The following is a 19,336-nucleotide window of genomic DNA, read 5'->3' as shown; positions in this document are numbered from 1 at the left end:
TTTATAATGAGCTGGTTAGAACTATTAAATAATTTAGAAACGGGCGCAGTTCGCGCAGCAACACAAGACGAAAACGGCCAATGGCACGCTAACGTAGAAGTAAAGCAAGGCATTTTAGAGGCATTTAAAAACGGCACTAACATGGAGTTTCCTGGTGGCTTTGTAGATAAACATAATCTAGCCCCGCAATGCTTTGAAGCCACAGCAGGCGTTCGCATGGTGCCAGGTGGTTCAAGTGTGCGCCGTGGTGCACATGTTGCCAAAGGCACTATTATTATGCCACCTGCGTACGTAAATATTGGCGCCTTCATTGACGAGGGCACTATGGTAGATAGCCATGCATTGGTTGGCTCATGTGCGCAAGTGGGTAAAAATGTTCATTTGAGCGCCGCGGTACAATTAGGCGGGGTACTTGAGCCCATTGGCGCAAGCCCTGTGGTCATAGAAGACGATGCATTTATCGGTGCAGGCTGTGTGATTGTTGAAGGCGTGGTAGTTAAAAAAGGCGCGGTACTTGCCCCAGGTGTTCGCTTATCTGCAACCATCCCTGTTTATGACTGCGTTAATGAGCGTCAGCTTGATAAAGGCGAAGCAATCCCTGAATACGCGATTGTGATCCCAGGCTCTCGCCCTGCGTCAAATGACTGGGCCCGTGATCAAGGCTTGAGTATGTCGTGTGCCTTAATTGTTAAATACCGGGGCGAGCAAAGTGACGCGTCATTATTGCTTGAAGAGGTTTTACGTTAATGACCTTTTTGAGCACGCCCGTTAAAAGCGCTATTGATGAGCTTTCGAGTAAACTCGATACTCCATTTTTTGTCTATGACCTCGACTCACTAGATGCGCACCTTGCGCATTTAGTGGCGCAAACCGAAGTAAAGCTTTGGTATGCGGTTAAAGCCAATCCCCTATCTAAAGTGATACAAAGTTTAGATAACGCAGGTTTTAACTTTGATGTCGCCAGTAAAGGCGAACTTGAGCAAGTACTTGCTCAAGGCATTAGCAGCGAGCGCGTGCTCAACACGGGCCCTGCTAAAAGCCCAAGCCAAATTAAACACTTTATTGAGCGCGGTGTACGCATATTTGTGGCAGAAAGTCTTAATCAGGTGCGTTGGTTAAACGAACAAGCCGATGCCCAGCAGTGCCAGTTGCAAGTATTACTGCGTGTTCAATTACGCTGGCCCGAGGGTGATAAAAACCCACTTGGTGGTGATAGCCTTACTCCATTTGGCTTAGGGTGCGATGAATGGCAATCGCTCAATACTAAAGCCTACACAGCATTGAGCTTTGATGGCCTACATATTTTTCAGTGGGGTAACATGCTCAGCAGCGACAAACTTGCAGATCTGTGGTCGCAAATGATTACGCCGTTGAGGCAACTTGCTGAGCATTTAAATATAAACCTGAATATTTTAGATTTAGGTGGCGGTTTAGGTATTCCTTACACCCTTAATGACCCGACTTTAAGCTGGGATGCATTAATAGCAGCCCTTGCAAAGATTAAACGCGATGCAGGTGTTAAGGAGCTTTGGATGGAGCTTGGCCGTTACGCGGTTGGCGAATGCGGCCACTACGCCACACCTGTGGTTGAGCGCAAATTAAACTACGGCCAACAGCAGGTAATTATGAGCGGCGGTATTAATCACTTATTGCGCCCTGCGGTTACTAATCAAGACTTTCCTGCGCGTTTATTACGAGATTCAAACGCAGCAAACCAAGCAATGAGCCTATACGGACCTTTATGTACAGCGCTAGACTGCTTAGGGGAGCATCAATTACCGAGCGATTTAAATGAACATGACTGGCTGGTGTTTAGTCAATGCGGTGCTTATGGTTTTACCGAAAGTATGCCGTACTTTTTGTGCCATGAACTGGCCGGTGAATATGTTATACACCATGGCGAAATCAACTGTATTCGCCAAGCAGAAGATGCAAGCCACTACTTGAGGTAATAAAAATGAATAACACCACAGCTATAAGCCAGGAAAATATTGTAGTTGGTGAAGTGGCAAATGGCCTACCACTGACTATTCCTGTCTATCGTTTAAAGGGCGATGGCACAGGCCCAAGTGTGTATATACAAGCTAATATGCATGGTGCCGAAGTACAAGGTAACGCGGTTATTTATCAGCTACTTGAACAGCTAAAAAACCTTAATTTAAAAGGTGACATTACCTTAGTCCCCTACGCTAACCCCATTGGCTGTAATCAAAAATCGGGCGAATTTACGCTTGGCCGATTCGATCCTATTACGGGGACTAATTGGAATCGTATGTATCACTGTAATAATCAGCTTGCATCACAGTTTGCAAAGCAATACTGCGACGCTGACGATACAGCTCTAAAAACAGCGTTTAAAGCCGCGTTAATTAATGATGTTGAGCAGCAACTTAATGGCCCAGACTATCGTTTAACAACGGGTAAACGCATAGCGCTAAACTTACAAAGACTAGCACATCAAGCTGATATTGTTTTAGATTTACACACTGGCCCTATTTCTAGTCAGCACTTATATTGTCCTGAATATGCCACAGAAAGTGCCCGTTACTTTAATATTCCCCATGTGCTAGTGATCCCTAATGACTTTGATGGGGCAATGGATGAAGCGAGCTTTTGTCCATGGTGGCAACTTAGCGAGCAACTTGCTCAGCAAGGCCGAAATTTTAACGTACAAGTTGAAGCCTTTACGGTAGAGCTAGGAAGCCAAGAAAAAATAGATTTAAGCGCGGCACTAGACGATGCCAATAGTATTTTAAGTTATTTAAATCATAAGAAAGTATTTGTTGATGCCTCCTACAAGCCAAAGGTGATGACAAGGTATGGCTGCCAACTAAATGATTATATTGCTTACTATGCACCTATGGGTGGCATGGTTGAATACTTAGCCCCTCTTGGTGGGCACATTAAAGCGGGCGAACCTATAGCTAAAATACTGCGAATGGAACGCTACCTAAGCGAACAACCACTGCAAACATTAATCTTTGATCTTGATGCAATTGCGATATTGCATTTTGCCTCAGCTAGTGTGAACCAAGGAACTGAACTTTATAAGTTTTTTACAAACGTTTTTGAGCTTTAGCTCACCCCTTCTCATTGCGTGAGAGTCTAACTAGCGAGCTATTAGCTAGTTATCCAGTAAAAGCGACTTAGGTCGCTTTTCTTTTTGCTTTATTAAAGTTCAGGACAAATTCACCGTATACGTGTTAAAAATGCGTTATAATCACAACAAATCTGTTACTTCCCTCACTTACAAAGGAATTATAATGAGTTGGCGCCACTGGATACTACTCTCAACATTACTAAGTACTGCTGTTATTGCTGAAGAAACAGCAAAAAACGAGCAAAACAATGAACTTGAGCTGGTTAAACAATGTATATTAAATGAAGTGATAGGTGGAGACGGTAAGCAAACCCTCGATCAATTGCGCGAAAAATGCTCTGCAGTTGAAGAAAGCAAGCAGCTAACAGCTATCGATAAACGCCAAGCCCGTGAAGCGGTTGGCAAAAAGAATCGTAATGTAATTACGCCGCATAAACGTAATTATATTTTACCGGTTTCATATATGTCGAACCCAAACACTCGTCCGTTTGATGGATTTGCAGAATTAACCGATAAAAAAGATGGCGACCCTCTCGATAACCTAGAAGCTAAATATCAGTTATCAATTAAAGTACCTTTGTATGATGAGTTTGCCGACTCAGACCAAGCTATATTTTTTGGCTTTACACTGCAGTCATACTGGCAAGTATACAACGACGATATTTCTTCTCCCTTTCGAGAAACTAATTACGAGCCAGAAATTTTCTGGATTAATTACTTAGACCCTGAAAACGTTTTATGGGGCGATGAAATGGCAATAGCCATTGGTATTTCGCATCAATCTAATGGCCGTAGTCAGCCAAACTCGCGTTCTTGGAACCGTATTTATGCCGATTTCATTTGGGAAAATGACGGCTTTGTATTTAGCTTTAAGCCTTGGTACCGCATTCCTGAAAATGAAAAGCCTGCGCCGTTAGATGCACGAGGTGACGATAACCCTGATATCTATAAATACATGGGTTACTTTGAATTTGGTGGCGCGTATCGCTTTCACGATCATGAATTTAGTTTTATGACTCGTAATAATTTAAATTCAGATAACCGCGGGGCAATTCAGCTTGATTGGTCATTCCCTCTATGGGGAAGAGTACGCGGCTATGCGCAGTACTTTAATGGCTATGGTGAGAGTTTAATAGACTATAACGCCGATATTGAACGCTTTGGTGTCGGTATATTACTGACTGACTTACTGTAATAACCGCTAATAAAAAAGCCAAGCAACTCGCTTGGCTTTTTCGTTTATTCTTATTACTTTTTAACCACAAACTGCCCTTCAAACTGAGCAACTATTTGATCACCATCAAAAATGGTTACTGGCACTAAATAGCTCGCCTTACCCGCCTCTTGTAACTCTATTAAGTTACCTTTGCAGGTTTGAATATCAACACAGCCTTTAGGGTCGGTATTCAGTGGTTTTAAATATTTAATATTAGCATCGGCTAACACTATATTACCCTCAAGTCCGGCTTCTTTTAATGCTAAGTACGTTGCTCCCCAACCCGTTAGTGTAGCTAGGCTATAAATAGAGCCTGCAAACATGGTGTTGTGTAAGTTTAAGTTAGCATTTAAATCTGCACGAGTAGTAAATTGCCAATCAGTGTAGCTTTCTACTTTTATCCCCATTGCATCACTAATAGGGATTGATTCGCGCCATGTATTTTGCAGTACTTGAGTCCAATTAGGGTGGCGAAACCAACCTGGTTCACTCGGCTTAAGCTTAACCATTTTATAATGCTGAACATCACCATAGGCTAAATGCGCCTTTTCTTTGTTTTCGTAGCCATGGCGCTGATAAAATTCCAGGGCACGTTCGCGTGCAAACAGCACTAATTCATCAGCATCTTGATTCCACGCTATTTTTTCTAGCTCATGTAATAAGCGACTGCCAATATGTTGATTACGGTTACCCTCTGCAACCGCCATATAACGTACTTGAGCTTGTTGCTGATTATTAAAGTGCAAACGCGCCACACCCAGTACTTCACCTGCTTTATTTTTAATAAAGCGGTGTTCAGCTTCTTGCTCTAAATCGTCTTGCTCAGAACCACGAGGTTCGCCCCATGGTGCACGTAAAACTTGCCAGCGTAATTGATAATAGGCTTGCCAGTCTTCACTACTTTGAGGGGTGCTCACTTGAAACATACAGACTCCATAAATTAAAAATGTAAAAATATTACGCTGTGCATTTTGTGAAAAACACCATACTCGATCTGGGTAAAACTGCAAATACGACTTTGGTTTCCTATAAATGACTGTAAAAAATTAATGACAAAATCGATTGCGCTTTACCACTGCTGGTTTATGCTCAATACCATGAATAAATATATCCATGGTAGCAGTGGCCTGATCAGCAGGCACTTTATTGAGCATAGTTCATCGCTAGGCCAGTTACTTTATTGGCATAATCAACATGGCATAAATATACAAGTTCGAGAGCATCAACAGCTGCGCTGGCTGCTTATTAACAACACCTTGCAATCAGTTATTTTAACCCGGAGTCCACAAGTATTACTGTTTCCTCACCTTGCCTATTTAGCAACAGTTTGGCAGCAACGACCAGCGCCTAAAAAAATACTTGAGCTCGGTTTAGGTGGTGGTGCTATACGCAACTACCTGTTAAAACAGTACCCTCGAGTACAGCTGACTTCAGTAGAAAAAAACCCTCATATAATTGACTGTTATCAAGATTTTTTTGCCCTTAATGAACAGGGCCAAATTTACTGTGAAGACGCACAAACAGTTTTAAAGTCAGCGGTGAATATAGATTGGATTATTTTAGATTTATTTAGTGAACTAGACGCCCCTAGATTCTTATTTGATTTATGTTTTTATCAAACAATTTATGAGGCGCTTGCTCAGCGGGGCATCTTATTTATTAACTTTTTATCGCAACATAGCTCCCAACTTACGCAGCTACAACTTGTGCTTAAGCGCGTGTTTGGGGGAGCCGTTAGTATTAAAAAGATCACCGGATTTGTGAATCACATTGTGGTTGTAGAAAAAACACTTTAAGCGGTTAAATTAAAGGTAACCGGACCGTCGTTACATAAACTAACCTGCATATCGGCTGCAAATACACCGGTAGCGACCTTTATACCGAGTAATTTAGCCTGCTCAACAAAGTAATTATATAATGCTTGCGCTTGATCTGGTGTGGCTGCCGATGAAAAACTAGGACGCATGCCTTTTTTGGTATTAGCTGCAAGTGTAAATTGCGATATGACTAATAGCTCGCCTTGTATGTCTTTAAGACTGAGGTTCATTTTATCGTTTTCATCACTAAAAATTCGATAATTACTGACTTTGTGCAATAGTTTATCAGCAACACGCTCATCATCTTCTTTTTCAACACCAAGCAGTAATACAATACCTTGCTTTATTTCGCCAACAATCTGTTTTTCTATTGCTACGTTAGCGTGTGTTACCCGTTGAATTAGTCCTTGCATTTATTCACTACCCTCTGCTTGTTGCTCTTTTTTATTGTAATGTTGCATGTTAATACACACAGTAAATTCAGCACCTAGTAGCACGACTACCCACGACAAGTATACCCATACAAACAAAATAGGAATGGTTGCTACCGCACCATAAATCACTTCGTATGATGGAAAATGGCTAATGTATAAAGCAAAGCCTTTTTTGGTTAACTCAAATAACATTGCAGCAAACAGTGCACCAGGAATAGCGGCCCTAAATGAAACTCGCGTATTCGGCACTAAGGTATACAGCATGATAAAACCTGCCATAGAAATAGCATAAGGGAGTAGTTTTAATAAAAAACCACTAAACCCAGGGATCCCCTGATCAGCAAACGACACTAGTGACACAATATAAGAGGTGACACCAATACTCGCACCCAGTAGTACAGGTCCCAAGCTCAGTACCATCCAATACACAGCAAAGGATATCATCATTGGGCGTTTTTTCTTTACTCGCCAAATACGGTTTAGTGTGGCATCTACATTACGAATAAGTAGCAAGGCAATGGCTGCCAAAAAACCAATACCTACCGCCGTCATTTGATTAGCATTACCAGCAAACGAGCTAATATGTTCTTTAATAACATCGGAAGAAGTCGGCACAAAGTTAGTAAATAAAAAACTTTCAATGGCTAAACGGGTCGATTCAAACCCCGGAAAAGCAGAGAAGATTGCCACACCCACCGCTATCAACGGAACCAACGACAACAAGGTAACGTATGCTAAATACCCTGCATTAATGGTTATTTGATCGTCTATACAGCGATTGAAATATTGCATCCACCAGCCTGGTTGCTGTTTTAGAAACACCTTAGCTTGCTGTTTATAATGAGAGAGCTTATCATTCATACAATTAACTTTGTTGGTGAGCTTTTGATTATAATAACAATCAAGGCCATAATTTACAGCATTAACACTCGTAAATAGGAATTCAGATGAAAAAACAAACATTATTAGGGACAGCCATACTCTCGTTAATGCTGATGCTTTCAGGTTGTCAGTCGGCTTATTATTCGGCAATGGAAAAAGTAGGTGTCCATAAACGTGACATCCTTATTGATCGCGTTGAAGAAACGAAAGACTCACAACAAGAGTCGCAAGAAGAATTTCAATCAGCACTCGAGCGTCTAACTACTTTAATTAATTTCGATGGTGGTGAGTTGCAAGACGCTTACAATCAACTTAATGACGATTACGAGTCGAGCTTAGCGGCGGCAAATGAAGTATCAAGTAACATAAATAAAGTAGAAGATGTTGCTGATGCGTTGTTTGATGAGTGGAGCGATGAGTTAGAGCAATACAAAAGCGCCTCACTTAAGCGTCAAAGCAGTAAAAAACTAGCTGCAACTCAGCGCCAATTTAGCCAATTACTTCGCTCAATGCGCAGCGCTGAGAGCAAAATGGAGCCAGTATTATCGTCTTTACAAGATAACGTGCTTTACTTAAAACATAACTTAAACGCACAAGCGGTAGCCGCTATAAAAGGTGAGTTTACTAACCTTAAGCGTGATATTCAGTTACTCATGAATGACATGAATAAGTCGATTGAAGACTCAAATAAATTTATTGAGCAAATGAATACCGTGGGCTAATTACTATAAGTCCGTTTAATAAGCCTACTAAACTGTAGGCTTTTTTATTGTTACTTTTTGTTACCTTTAAGCTCTTCGTTAATCCGCTGTTGTTGTTATACTTTTACAAAATAATAATTAGAACAGTAAAATGAAGTTTAAAGCTATCACCCTAATACTTGCATGCACAATGCTCAGCGCCTGCCAAACAGCTAACTATGTTGAAGTTATTGCAGGGGAGCAAACCATTACCCCGCTACATAAAGATGGCGAGCGAGAAGGACGCTTTCATAATCTCTACCCCGGGAAAAAAACTTACCCGACTACCTGTGAAAGCAACTGCTACCCAACTAGCCCTAAATTACAATGCGAAAAAGACAGCGAAAACTGCCAATTTATTGGTGAGCAACAGCCTATGAATTTAAATACTGGCTTTAGCTTACGCTGGCTGGGACACGCTGGGTTTATGATCCGCACGCCTAACGGACAGCAAGTGTTACTCGATCCTGTAAAAGAGCAGTTTGACTCACCTGTAGATTTAGCATTTAGACTAGCCTCTGGGTTTTACCGACAGCCCGGCGATTGGCTCACAGATAGTGAACTGAAAAACTTAGACGCTGTGATGTACTCGCATATTCATTACGATCACTTTAATAAAGCAGATATAGAAGAGATCGGTAATAAACCTCGCTACTTAACACCACTAGGCATGGCCGACAACTTCCCCACAGGCGGGTTTAATATTAGTGAAATGGCGTGGTATGCAAAAACAAATATTGGCGATTTAGCTATCCATGCCTTGCCTGCTCATCACTTTAGCAGTCGTGTATTAGTGCCCTTTATTTACGAAGACAACGATAAAGACTTATGGAATGGCTGGCTACTTGAACAAAATGGCAGCTCCTTATTTTTTGCAGGCGACACTGGCTATTCAAAACACTTCAGCGATATACAGCAAAAATATGGCGATATTGATGTGTGCTTAATGCCTATAGCTTCTTACTACAGCGAAGACAACCCTAAATGGTATCGTTACGTTCATACAACCCCAGAAGACGCTCTAACAGCAGCACAAGAACTTAACTGTAAAATAATGATACCTTGGGGATACGGTAACTCATCATGGAAAATGGGCGACCACACTAGCCATTCAGCCTTACTGCGTTTATTGTATATGCACAAAAAAATGGACTCGAAAATCCTCCTGCATATTTTAAATGAAGGTGAAAGCATCCAGCTTTAACTAGTTGTCTACATGAAATAAATTTATATTATTAGTAATAACTTTAGAAAGAAAAACCCAAAAAATATCTTATCAACAGGCACGTAGCTTTGCATTATCAGTTACTTTAGCTCTTACTCTTTTACTTCTCATTCTCTTCTCTTTGTGTAAATATTTTTAAGTGAATTTTTTACAAAGAGGGTAAGAGGCGCTGCGCTTTTAGAGCTCAATACTGATAACTAAAAACTGAAAGCTTCTCTTACTTTAAAAACAAAAAAGCCGCTGTATTTTGCAATACAGCGGCTTTTAAAATCATTATTCTAAATTAATAGATTATGACTTAGGAGCACGACCCGCACGTTTACGCTCATTTTCAGTTAAATGACGCTTACGAATACGAATGTTCTCAGGTGTTACTTCTACTAACTCATCATCAGCAATAAACTCAAGCGCTTGCTCAAGTGAATAGTTAAGTGCTGGTGTTAGTGTTTGTGCTTCATCTGTACCAGATGCACGAACGTTAGTAAGTTGCTTACCTTTAAGTGCATTAACTGTAAGGTCGTTATCACGGCTATGAATACCGATAACCATACCTTCATAAACTTCAACACCGTGACCGATAAATAAACGGCCGCGCTCTTGTAAGTTAAATAATGCGTTAGTAAGTGCTTTACCAGTTGCGTTTGCAATCATTACGCCGTTCTTACGAACACCTAGCTCGCCACCTTTGTGCGGACCGTAGTGGTCGAACGTATGGTAAAGTAAACCAGAACCCGACGTTAATGTCATGAACTCAGTTTGAAAACCGATTAAGCCACGGCTTGGGATCATAAAGTCCATACGCATACGGCCTTTACCATCTGGTGCCATGTCAGTTAGCTCACCTTTACGAAGACCAATTTGCTCCATGATAGAACCTTGATGCTCTTCTTCACAGTCAATTGTAAGTGTTTCATACGGTTCTTCTAACACACCATCAACAGTACGTAAGATTACTTCTGGACGAGATACAGCAAGCTCGTAACCTTCACGACGCATGTTCTCGATTAAGATACCTAGGTGTAATTCACCACGACCTGATACACGGAAGCTATCTGGGTTATCTGTATCTGCAACACGAAGTGCTACGTTATGTACTAATTCTTTGTCTAAACGCTCACGAATATTACGTGATGTTACAAACTTACCTTCTTTACCACAGAAAGGAGAGTTGTTTACAGAGAACGTCATTGTTACTGTTGGCTCATCAACACTTAATGGTGGTAATGCTTCAACGTTGTTAGGACAACAAAGCGTATCTGAAATCTTAAGCTCGCCTAAACCTGTTACTGTTACGATGTTACCAGCGTAAGCTTTATCAGTTTCAATACGCTCAAGGCCTAAGTAGCTTTGTACTGAACCAATCTTACCGTTACGAGTTGTGCCGTCTGCACTGATAACCGTAACTTGTTGGTTAGGTGCAACAGAACCACGTTTAATACGACCAATACCAATTACACCCTTATAAGAGTTGTAATCAAGCTGTGAAATCTGCATTTGGAAGTCACCTTCAGGATCTGCATCCGGTGGTGATACTTCGTCAACGATCATCTTAAACATAGGTTCCATGTTATCTGATGCTTCGTCTAAATCTAATGTAGCCCAACCATTGATTGCTGATGCGTAGATTACTTTAAAATCTAACTGCTCATCAGTTGCGCCTAGGTTGTCGAATAAATCAAAGATTTGATCCATAACCCAATCAGGGCGAGCACCTGGCTTATCAATTTTATTGATAACAACGATTGGCTTTAAGCCTTGCGCGAATGCCTTTTGCGTTACGAAACGCGTTTGTGGCATTGGGCCTTCTTGAGCGTCAACAAGTAGTAGTACTGAGTCAGCCATCGAAAGTACGCGTTCAACTTCACCACCGAAGTCGGCGTGTCCAGGAGTATCTACGATATTGATATGGTAATCATTCCAAGATATAGCGGTGTTTTTCGCTAAAATGGTAATACCACGTTCTTTTTCAATGTCGTTTGAATCCATCACGCGCTCTTCATTACCGCCGCGTGTTTCTAATGTACCTGATTGCTCAAGTAGTTTATCAACCAGTGTTGTTTTACCGTGGTCAACGTGGGCGATAATTGCTATATTTCTTAACTTTTCGATACTCATATGTTCACTCAGAGAAATTGATCTCATTGATCCTGCAGGGGGCTATACGTACTCACCTGCGCTTTCACGAGATGTCCCAGCATAGGATTTAAAAGGGCGCATATTATCCCCTATAAATGGAATGGATGAAAGTTTATCCAAAATAAAATTTCAAACTTTCGCAATAAAATAATTAACCCTTTGTTTTAAAATAATTAATTTTGATGATTAATTTTTATAAATTTATCTCAAAAGGTGGTTTTGAGTTAATTTAAAGCGACTTTACTGCGCATTTTGCATTTTCTTTGTGTTAGTCTAAGGTGATTAATTTGCAAGCAATTATGACTCTGTAAATGTTGCACCTTTTTGGAATTATTACGCACCAAAATAGTGCTTAATCTATATCACCTTTATGTTGTTTATATATTTTTACATAAAAAACAATAGATTATAATAGTGGCATAAAATCAGCTTGTTAGTATTTAAAGTATCTAAGCAGCAATAATAAAACCCAATAGTTGGAGGACACATGTCACAATCGGTTTTAGATTTTATTAAAGAAAATGACGTTAAGTTCATTGATTTACGCTTTACTGACACAAAAGGTAAAGAGCAACATGTTTCTATTCCTCATCATCAAGTTGATGAAGACTTTTTTGAAGATGGAAAAATGTTCGACGGTTCTTCAATTGCTGGCTGGAAAGGCATTAATGAATCAGACATGGTGTTATTACCTGACGCAGATTCAATCAAGCTTGACCCTTTCACAGAAGAAACAACGCTAATCGTTCGTTGTGACGTGGTTGAGCCTTCTACATTACAAGGTTATGAGCGCGACCCACGCTCAGTAGCTAAACGCGCTGAAGAGTACATGCGCTCTACTGGTATTGCTGATACCGTTTTATTTGGTCCAGAGCCAGAGTTTTTCGTATTTGACGACGTTAAATACAAGTCTGACATGTCAGGCTCAATGTATAAAATTGATTCTAAGCAAGCAGCTTGGAACTCAGATAAAGAATATGCAGATGGCAACACAGGCCACCGTCCAGGTGTTAAAGGCGGTTACTTCCCAGTTGCACCTGTTGATGATTTCCAAGATTGGCGTTCTGCAACGTGTTTAGTTCTTGAAGAGCTAGGGCAAGTTGTTGAAGCACATCACCACGAAGTGGCGACTGCCGGTCAGAATGAAATCGCAACTCGTTTTAACACTATGGTATTAAAAGCAGACGAAATCCAAGAAATGAAATATGTTATACACAACATGGCTCATTTATACGGAAAGACAGCAACCTTTATGCCTAAGCCTGTTGTTGGCGATAACGGTTCAGGTATGCACTGTCACCAGTCTTTAGCTAAAGACGGCGTAAACTTATTCGCAGGTGATAAGTACGGCGGTCTTTCTGAAGACGCGCTTTACTACATTGGTGGTATCATCAAACATGCTAAAGCAATCAACGCTTTTGCTAACGCGTCAACTAACTCGTACAAACGTTTAGTACCCGGCTTTGAAGCACCGGTAATGCTTGCATACTCTGCACGTAACCGTTCAGCATCAATTCGTATTCCAGTGGTTCCATCTGCAAAAGGTCGTCGTATTGAAGTGCGCTTCCCAGATCCAACTGCTAACCCATATCTTGCATTCTCAGCAATGCTTATGGCTGGCCTTGACGGAATTAAAAACAAAATTCACCCTGGCGATGCGATGGATAAGGATTTATACGACTTACCAGCTGAAGAAGCAGCAGAAATTCCAACAGTGGCAGCCTCATTAGATGAAGCACTAGCGGCATTAGATGCAGACCGTGAGTTCTTAAACCAAGGTGGCGTATTTACTAACGACCTAATCGATGCTTACATTGCACTTAAGTCAAAAGAAGTTGAAAAACTTAACATGACAACTCACCCAGTTGAGTTTGAAATGTACTACAGCTGTTAATTTATTAACCGATAAATAATGTGTGTTTTAAGCCCGCTCTGCGGGCTTTTTTTATGGTAAATTTAACGGTTCTACACTAAAGTAAAGTATGTTTTAACAATGCAGGTTAGCAGGATGATAGGTAAGGTTTTATTGCTATTAATAGCTTTAATATTAAGCCTTAATAGCCATGCGAATAATAAAAAAATTTACGCATGGAAAGATAAAAATGGTGTACTGGTTTTTTCAGATACCCCTCAACCTGGTGCTAAAGAGGTAAAACTCACTAGCCAACACTTCAACATGCCTGCAACAAATACTGATATTCTTGATACTTCACCAACTAAAACAGCGGTAAAGTTTAAAATTAGCATTACATCACCAGAGCCCAACCAAGCTATAAGAGAAAACACCGGCTCTGTATATGTTTCAACTCAGATTGCGCCTCGGTTTGAAGCTGGATTTACCATTGGTTTATTTTTAAATGGCGTTGCCATTGGTGAACCTAGTGACACCACTACGCTGGCGTTAAGAGATGTAGAGCGCGGGCAACACACATTACAAGTTAAACTTTATAATCAACAAAACCAGGTAATTGCAACTAGCCCTGAAAGTGTATTTTTTATGCATCGCAAAGGCCTTAATATAGGTCGGTAATTGCAGTTAAGTACGCACAATTAGCGTATATTTTACTAAAAACCTTGCCTACCTCCCCAGGCGCACTAAAATGGTGCAATAATGATTAACAAAACACATTTTAGCCCAGAGCTACTAAATATAATTTGGCAAAACCAAACCACCGCCCTAATGTTACTTGATGAGAGCTTTACACTCATTTACGCCAACACCAGTGCCAGTGAATTACTTGGCTTAGGCGAAAAGCGCTTACCAGGACAAGCGTTCGATGATTTATTTAATTACCATTCTATAGACTTAAAACGTATTGCACAGTATTCGCTAGTTGACGGTGTAGACTGCCACCAGCATAGAGCTGACGTGGTATTCATCGATTCTCGCCATGCAAAGTTAGCGGTAAGCACACGACGAATAAAGCATAACGATACTTTTTATATTTTATTTGAATGTCGACAAACTGATGACGAAATAAAGCACGATCAAGTCTCAAATCAAATGCATCAATACCAAGCTGCACGTAACTTAATTCGCGGTTTAGCTCATGAAATTAAAAACCCACTGGGTGGAATTCGCGGGGCGGCGCAATTATTGCAATATGAAGGTGATCAGCAAGAAAGAGATCAATGTGCAGAACTGATAATTGAACAAGCCGATCGATTGCGTGAATTAGTTGATAGACTCCTTGGGCCTAATCAGCTGCCGCAAAAATCGTATGGCAATATACATCAAACATTAGAGTCGGTTGTAAAACTCAGTACCTTAGATAACAACCGCGATATTCGGTTAGTTAAAGACTACGATCCGAGTATTCCTGATGTTTATATTGATCAGAGCAAAGTTCAACAGGTAGTGCTAAACATTGTGCGTAATGCACAACAAGCATTGGTAGATGGTGGCGAAATAAAAATAAAAACGCGGATTAATTACCAGCATCGTCGTCCTGGCAAAGCCCCTAAAAAGGCACTCCTTATTCAAGTATTGGATAACGGCCCGGGTATTGATGCCAATTTACGCGACACCTTATTTTACCCTATGACCACCAATAAAGAAGGTGGCTCGGGACTTGGATTATCTATAGCGCAAACCTTGATTGATCAACATGATGGCTATATCGAATGTGATAGTTGGCCGGGACATACTGAATTTAATATTTATCTGCCGTTTACAGATTAATACTTTGGAGTTTGCATGAAAACAGCTTGGCTTGTAGATGATGATGCCTCAATTCGCTTTGTACTAGAAAAAGCACTGACTCGCGCAGGGTTTGAAGTAGAAAGTTTTGCAGATGCACAAAACGTACTTAACGCGCTAAAATTTAGTCAACCTAGCGTGTTGATTTCCGATGTGCGAATGCCTGGTATGGACGGTATGGCGTTACTTGAGCTAATAGCAGAGCAAACGCCAGGGCTACCTGTGATCATTATGACCGCCCACTCAGACCTTGATTCAGCCGTTAATGCATTCCAAAAAGGCGCATTTGAGTATTTGGCCAAGCCGTTTGATTTAAATGAAGCGGTTGCACTGGTGGAAAGTGCGTATCGAGCTAATTCAACTAAAAAAACCAAACGTAAAAGCGCGCCCCCCAAAAGTGCCCATATTATTGGTGAGGCCCCTGCTATGCAGGAAGTGTTTCGTGCCATAGGTAAGCTGTCAGCATCAAGTATGAGCGTACTCATCAACGGTGAGTCAGGAACAGGTAAAGAGTTGGTTGCCAGCGCTTTACATAACCACAGCCCGCGTAAAGAAAACCAATTTATAGCCCTTAATATGGCCGCCATCCCTAAAGAATTAGTTGAATCTGAACTGTTTGGCCACGAAAAAGGCGCTTTTACCGGGGCTGATAGCGTGCGTAAAGGCCGCTTTGAACAAGCGAATGGCGGTACCTTATTTTTGGATGAAATCGGTGATATGCCACTGGATGTACAAACCCGCTTATTGCGTGTATTGGCCGATGGCGAATTTTATCGCGTGGGGGGTCATCAAAGTATAAAAGTAGATGTACGCATTATTGCTGCTACCCATCAAAATTTAGAAGAGCTGGTAAAGCAAGGTAAGTTTAGGGATGATTTATTTCATCGTTTAAACGTGGTTCGCCTGCGTTTACCTGCTTTACGCGAGCGCCCTGAGGATATAGAGCGCTTAGCGCTACACTTTTTACATAAAAGTGCAAAAGACCTGCAAGTAGATAGCAAAGTATTAAGCCCTAAAGCAATTAAACAATTGTGTTTATTTAATTGGCCTGGGAATGTTCGCCAACTTGAAAACACCTGCCGCTGGTTAACCGTTATGGCGCCAGGAGAGCTGATTGGCGAGCAAGATTTACCTCCTGAAATTATTGATAATGCCGCCGCAACCCAAGAAGGGGATTGGCTAGATTCATTTCAGCAGTGGCTTAATCAAGAATTTAAACAAGGTAAAGAAAATATTTGGCCGGATATTCAAGCCCAGCTAGAAACCCGCTTAATAAAAACAGCACTGGCTAATTGCTCTGGCCATAAGCAAGAAGCAGCCGTAAAAATTGGTTGGGGTCGCAATACGTTGACCCGAAAATTAAAAGAGCGCAATATTAGCTGATTGTTAGAAGCATAGAGAAAGCATGAAGTTAATTGAAAACATCCCTTTGTTTAAGCAAATGGAAATTATAAATCGCTTAGATTTTTTTAAAGAATTCACACTCAATGAGCGCCAGATTTTGCTTGAGTCGTTTGGTTTACTTTATTTAATAAATAAAAATCAGTTTTTATTTAAAGAGTTTGATAACGACAAGCGACTGTTTATTGTGCTTAGTGGATCTTTAATGGTGTTTAAACACAATCACCTACTGGAACTGGGCAGTATAGAACCTGGTGAATTTATTGGTGAAGGTGCATTTATTAATAACCGAGAGCGCAGTATTAATGCACGCGCCAAAGAAAGCGCCATAGTACTGGCTATAACTGCAGATGCTCTCACCCGCCTACCTAATGTCATACGCGAAAAAATTAAAGACCGTATTATTGAAGGTATGAGCCTGCGCATTGCAAAACTCTCGGAGCATATAGAAGAGCACGGTTAACAGTTAACTTAATCCATATAAACAACCTGCATTGAGCAATTAAGCCAGCCTGGCTTATTTACATGAGCTGTTATGGTATATGTGTCTGATGGTTTTTCGCCAAAAGGAGTCTTAACCAATGGCTGTGAATGAGTGTAGGTTTGTGAATAATTGCTGTAGTAAATAACCAAATAGCCGTATAAATATTCCCATTTCAATGTGACTTTTGCGCCGCTGATTAATGTGAACTCAGCATGTTGATCAGTAAAGGTTACGACTAGGTCATTAAACCCATCTTTTTCGCACTGGGTTGTTCGCAACCGAGAAGGCATGGTAAAAGCGTCGTCTGCATTAGTATTTTTTAGGTAAAAACCGATATTACCATCACCATAAAAGTGATTTGCGCGTGTGGTGTAGCTAATTTCGGGTTTATAACCTAACCCTTGCATAATAGTAGCTAACTGCTCTGTTTCTTGGCGTAAAATTCTATCATTTGATAATAGTAAAGTAGCTACGCCAAATTCCCGAGGAATGTCATGCTCAACATATTCGTAAGGTAGGGATTGTGTTTTGAGTGCGGCCTCTAACTGCTGGCGCTGTGAGTCCGATAAACCTTTACTAAATATATACACTGTAGGCTGTTGGCATGCACTCAACAATAGCATGAGTGCACACGCTAAAATTCCATTTTTCATTATCACCCCCGTTGATTACAAGCGTAGTCTAAAGGAGTGATTTAAAATCGCAACTTAATTTATTTGGCTGTTTAACCTGAAGTCTGGTTATTTAGCCATGCATCGACACTCTGACGTTTGTACAGCACTTCATTAAATAACCGATGACGCTCAAATACTAGCTCACTTTGTTTGGTTTTAAGCCCGCTAGTTAGCTGGCTATGGGTATCGTTAAACTTAGAGATAACTGAAAAGCCACGTTCAGTGTCTTCTTTTACCTGTTGTGCTAGATGCGCTCTTACATCATCAGCGGTTAACAGATCTGAATGCTCTAAGCCCATTAGCTCTTTTTTCATCGCTAATCTTATGCCCATGTTTTACTCCATTATTTATATTCAATCTCTTATACGGCCGATATTGGCAATTAGCGCGCCAATGTGTAATTTTTTTCGCGTGAAGCTTAACCCTGAATTACTTCAGTTTTTTTAAAGACTATAAAAAGAGATACAAAGTTTCATAAAAAATCACATAATCAACTCACCTAACAAGCTCACTTTGGTGCAAAATAGCCACTGAGCCTTTATACTACAGCTAATACCACCCCCACTGAGAAACATGATGAACGAAGAATATATAGAAGTTGAGTTAGAAGAAGAGCCTATAGAGCTGTGCAAATTATTAAAGGTATTAGATCTTGTTGAAGGTGGTGGTCAAGCAAAAAACCTAATTAGCGAAGGCTATGTCGGTGTTAACCATGAAATTTGTACAATCAAACGGAAAAAATTATACAGCGGTGATGTACTTGCATTTGATGGCGAGTTGTTTCAATTAACGTTAAGTGAAGATGCCACTCCAGCAGAACGTCCAGTTATTGATGAAACAGTTACAGCAGAAAAAGCCGCGCCAGTAGCAACAACAGAGCCGGCTAAAAATAAACGCAAACGCACTAAAAAGCCTAAAGTTGATGAAAAAACGGGTCGTCGCCCTATTTCATTTGGCTAACGCTTAAGTTATATGTGTTATTAAAAGCCAGTTTGCATCACTGGCTTTTTTATTCTTTAATAGAATATCAATAATAAAAAATAGATGCTTACATGTCAGAAAACACCTCAAACCGCTGGATAAAACCCGTACTTATTACCGCCTCATTATGGAACATATTAGGTATTCTTGCATTTGTCATGCAGCTGTTTCTCTCTCCAGAGATGATAAGTAAACTACCTGAAGAACAACAACTTGCTTATAACAGCCAACCTTTATGGGCTACTTTAGCGTTTGCTATTGCTGTATTTGGCGGCGCATTAGGATGCGTACTTTTGTTATTCAAAAAGTCACTAGCCAGATTAACATTAATAATCTCTTTGGCAGCGATTTTAGCTCAGCAATACTATAATTTTATGATTATTAATAGCATCAACTTGTTTGGTATTAGCGCTATTTTTATGCCTATTGCAGTCACCATAATTGCGATTGCATTGGTGTATTTAAGTTTCCATTTAAAACAACAGGACTACTTTAAATAGCACTTTTTTGAGTTTAGTTTTGTGGCCAATTATTACTCAGAGTATC

Annotated in this window: 20 protein-coding genes; 14 read left to right on the top strand and 6 right to left on the bottom strand. The window is 40.6% G+C overall.

Features of this window, described 5'->3' with window-relative positions:
* Positions 1-6: 6 nt before the first annotated feature.
* From P3J6_RS05300 to P3J6_RS05285, 4 genes are all read left to right on the top strand, one after another.
* Complete coding sequence (locus P3J6_RS05300; RefSeq protein WP_198522398.1) at positions 7-747, top strand: 2,3,4,5-tetrahydropyridine-2,6-dicarboxylate N-succinyltransferase; 741 nt, start codon at positions 7-9, stop codon at positions 745-747.
* Complete coding sequence (locus P3J6_RS05295; protein ID WP_198522397.1) at positions 747-1,952, top strand: PLP-dependent decarboxylase; 1,206 nt, start codon at positions 747-749, stop codon at positions 1,950-1,952. The genes P3J6_RS05300 and P3J6_RS05295 overlap by 1 nt, the downstream gene beginning before the upstream one ends.
* Before the next feature lie 5 nt (positions 1,953-1,957).
* Entirely contained in the window at positions 1,958-3,079 is a 1,122-nt protein-coding gene (locus P3J6_RS05290) for a succinylglutamate desuccinylase/aspartoacylase family protein (RefSeq protein WP_198522396.1), read from the top strand.
* Between the two features lie 184 nt (positions 3,080-3,263).
* The gene (locus tag P3J6_RS05285) at positions 3,264-4,295 is read left to right on the top strand and encodes a phospholipase A (protein ID WP_055012465.1); all 1,032 of its coding nucleotides are present in this window, start codon (positions 3,264-3,266) and stop codon (positions 4,293-4,295) included.
* A gap of 53 nt (positions 4,296-4,348) precedes the next feature.
* On the opposite strand, the gene P3J6_RS05280 is transcribed toward P3J6_RS05285, so the two are convergent.
* Positions 4,349-5,242 carry a bifunctional GNAT family N-acetyltransferase/hotdog fold thioesterase gene (locus P3J6_RS05280; RefSeq protein ID WP_138606709.1) on the bottom strand — a complete coding sequence of 298 codons (894 nt, stop codon included), beginning with the start codon at positions 5,240-5,242 and terminating at the stop codon, positions 4,349-4,351.
* A gap of 123 nt (positions 5,243-5,365) precedes the next feature.
* Between P3J6_RS05280 and P3J6_RS05275 the strand changes: the two genes are divergently transcribed.
* Positions 5,366-6,112, top strand: coding sequence for a spermidine synthase (locus P3J6_RS05275; protein WP_138606711.1), 747 nt, complete (start codon positions 5,366-5,368; stop codon positions 6,110-6,112).
* Here the strand turns inward: P3J6_RS05275 and dtd are convergent.
* Together dtd and P3J6_RS05265 are read right to left on the bottom strand one after the other, a co-directional pair.
* Entirely contained in the window at positions 6,109-6,546 is a 438-nt protein-coding gene (dtd, locus tag P3J6_RS05270; protein WP_010392023.1) for a D-aminoacyl-tRNA deacylase, read from the bottom strand. The two genes, P3J6_RS05275 and dtd, sit on opposite strands and share 4 nt — an antisense overlap.
* Entirely contained in the window at positions 6,547-7,428 is an 882-nt protein-coding gene (locus tag P3J6_RS05265) for a virulence factor BrkB family protein (RefSeq protein ID WP_198522395.1), read from the bottom strand.
* Positions 7,429-7,514: 86 nt separating this feature from the next.
* Here P3J6_RS05265 and P3J6_RS05260 point away from each other — a divergent pair, with 86 nt between their 5' ends.
* Together P3J6_RS05260 and P3J6_RS05255 are read left to right on the top strand one after the other, a co-directional pair.
* Positions 7,515-8,171: a DUF2959 domain-containing protein gene (locus P3J6_RS05260; protein ID WP_138606715.1), complete on the top strand. Its 657-nt coding sequence runs from the start codon at positions 7,515-7,517 to the stop codon at positions 8,169-8,171.
* Between the two features lie 130 nt (positions 8,172-8,301).
* Positions 8,302-9,393 carry an MBL fold metallo-hydrolase gene (locus P3J6_RS05255; RefSeq protein ID WP_198522394.1) on the top strand — a complete coding sequence of 364 codons (1,092 nt, stop codon included), beginning with the start codon at positions 8,302-8,304 and terminating at the stop codon, positions 9,391-9,393.
* 312 nt (positions 9,394-9,705) lie between these two features.
* On the opposite strand, the gene typA is transcribed toward P3J6_RS05255, so the two are convergent.
* Positions 9,706-11,529, bottom strand: coding sequence for a translational GTPase TypA (gene typA, locus P3J6_RS05250; protein WP_010392008.1), 1,824 nt, complete (start codon positions 11,527-11,529; stop codon positions 9,706-9,708).
* Positions 11,530-12,037: 508 nt separating this feature from the next.
* Here typA and glnA point away from each other — a divergent pair.
* The 5 genes from glnA (at position 12,038) to P3J6_RS05225 (ending at position 17,114) form a co-directional block, all read left to right on the top strand.
* Positions 12,038-13,444 carry a glutamate--ammonia ligase gene (gene glnA, locus P3J6_RS05245; RefSeq protein ID WP_010392004.1) on the top strand — a complete coding sequence of 469 codons (1,407 nt, stop codon included), beginning with the start codon at positions 12,038-12,040 and terminating at the stop codon, positions 13,442-13,444.
* A 114-nt stretch (positions 13,445-13,558) separates the two neighbouring features.
* A complete protein-coding gene (locus tag P3J6_RS05240; protein WP_198522393.1) occupies positions 13,559-14,080 on the top strand; it encodes a DUF4124 domain-containing protein in 522 nt (173 codons plus the stop codon).
* A gap of 81 nt (positions 14,081-14,161) precedes the next feature.
* Positions 14,162-15,232: a nitrogen regulation protein NR(II) gene (gene glnL / locus P3J6_RS05235; protein ID WP_198522392.1), complete on the top strand. Its 1,071-nt coding sequence runs from the start codon at positions 14,162-14,164 to the stop codon at positions 15,230-15,232.
* Positions 15,233-15,247: 15 nt separating this feature from the next.
* Positions 15,248-16,633: a nitrogen regulation protein NR(I) gene (gene ntrC / locus P3J6_RS05230; protein ID WP_010391999.1), complete on the top strand. Its 1,386-nt coding sequence runs from the start codon at positions 15,248-15,250 to the stop codon at positions 16,631-16,633.
* A gap of 22 nt (positions 16,634-16,655) precedes the next feature.
* Positions 16,656-17,114, top strand: a complete 459-nt coding sequence (locus P3J6_RS05225; RefSeq protein ID WP_008108381.1) for a Crp/Fnr family transcriptional regulator — start codon at positions 16,656-16,658, stop codon at positions 17,112-17,114.
* An 8-nt stretch (positions 17,115-17,122) separates the two neighbouring features.
* Here P3J6_RS05225 and P3J6_RS05220 read toward each other — a convergent pair whose 3' ends face one another.
* Complete coding sequence (locus P3J6_RS05220; protein WP_198522391.1) at positions 17,123-17,788, bottom strand: hypothetical protein; 666 nt, start codon at positions 17,786-17,788, stop codon at positions 17,123-17,125.
* Between the two features lie 71 nt (positions 17,789-17,859).
* A complete protein-coding gene (locus P3J6_RS05215; RefSeq protein ID WP_008108379.1) occupies positions 17,860-18,141 on the bottom strand; it encodes a hypothetical protein in 282 nt (93 codons plus the stop codon).
* A gap of 244 nt (positions 18,142-18,385) precedes the next feature.
* Between P3J6_RS05215 and P3J6_RS05210 the strand changes: the two genes are divergently transcribed.
* The gene (locus P3J6_RS05210; RefSeq protein WP_008108378.1) at positions 18,386-18,769 is read left to right on the top strand and encodes an RNA-binding S4 domain-containing protein; all 384 of its coding nucleotides are present in this window, start codon (positions 18,386-18,388) and stop codon (positions 18,767-18,769) included.
* Between the two features lie 92 nt (positions 18,770-18,861).
* Complete coding sequence (locus P3J6_RS05205) at positions 18,862-19,290, top strand: hypothetical protein (RefSeq protein WP_138606729.1); 429 nt, start codon at positions 18,862-18,864, stop codon at positions 19,288-19,290.
* Positions 19,291-19,336: the final 46 nt, after the last annotated feature.

Source organism: Pseudoalteromonas sp. 3J6 (assembly GCF_903995135.1).
GTDB lineage: Bacteria > Pseudomonadota > Gammaproteobacteria > Enterobacterales > Alteromonadaceae > Pseudoalteromonas.
Note: the sequence above shows the minus strand (reverse complement) of the source record. Positions and strands in the feature narration are given on the sequence as shown.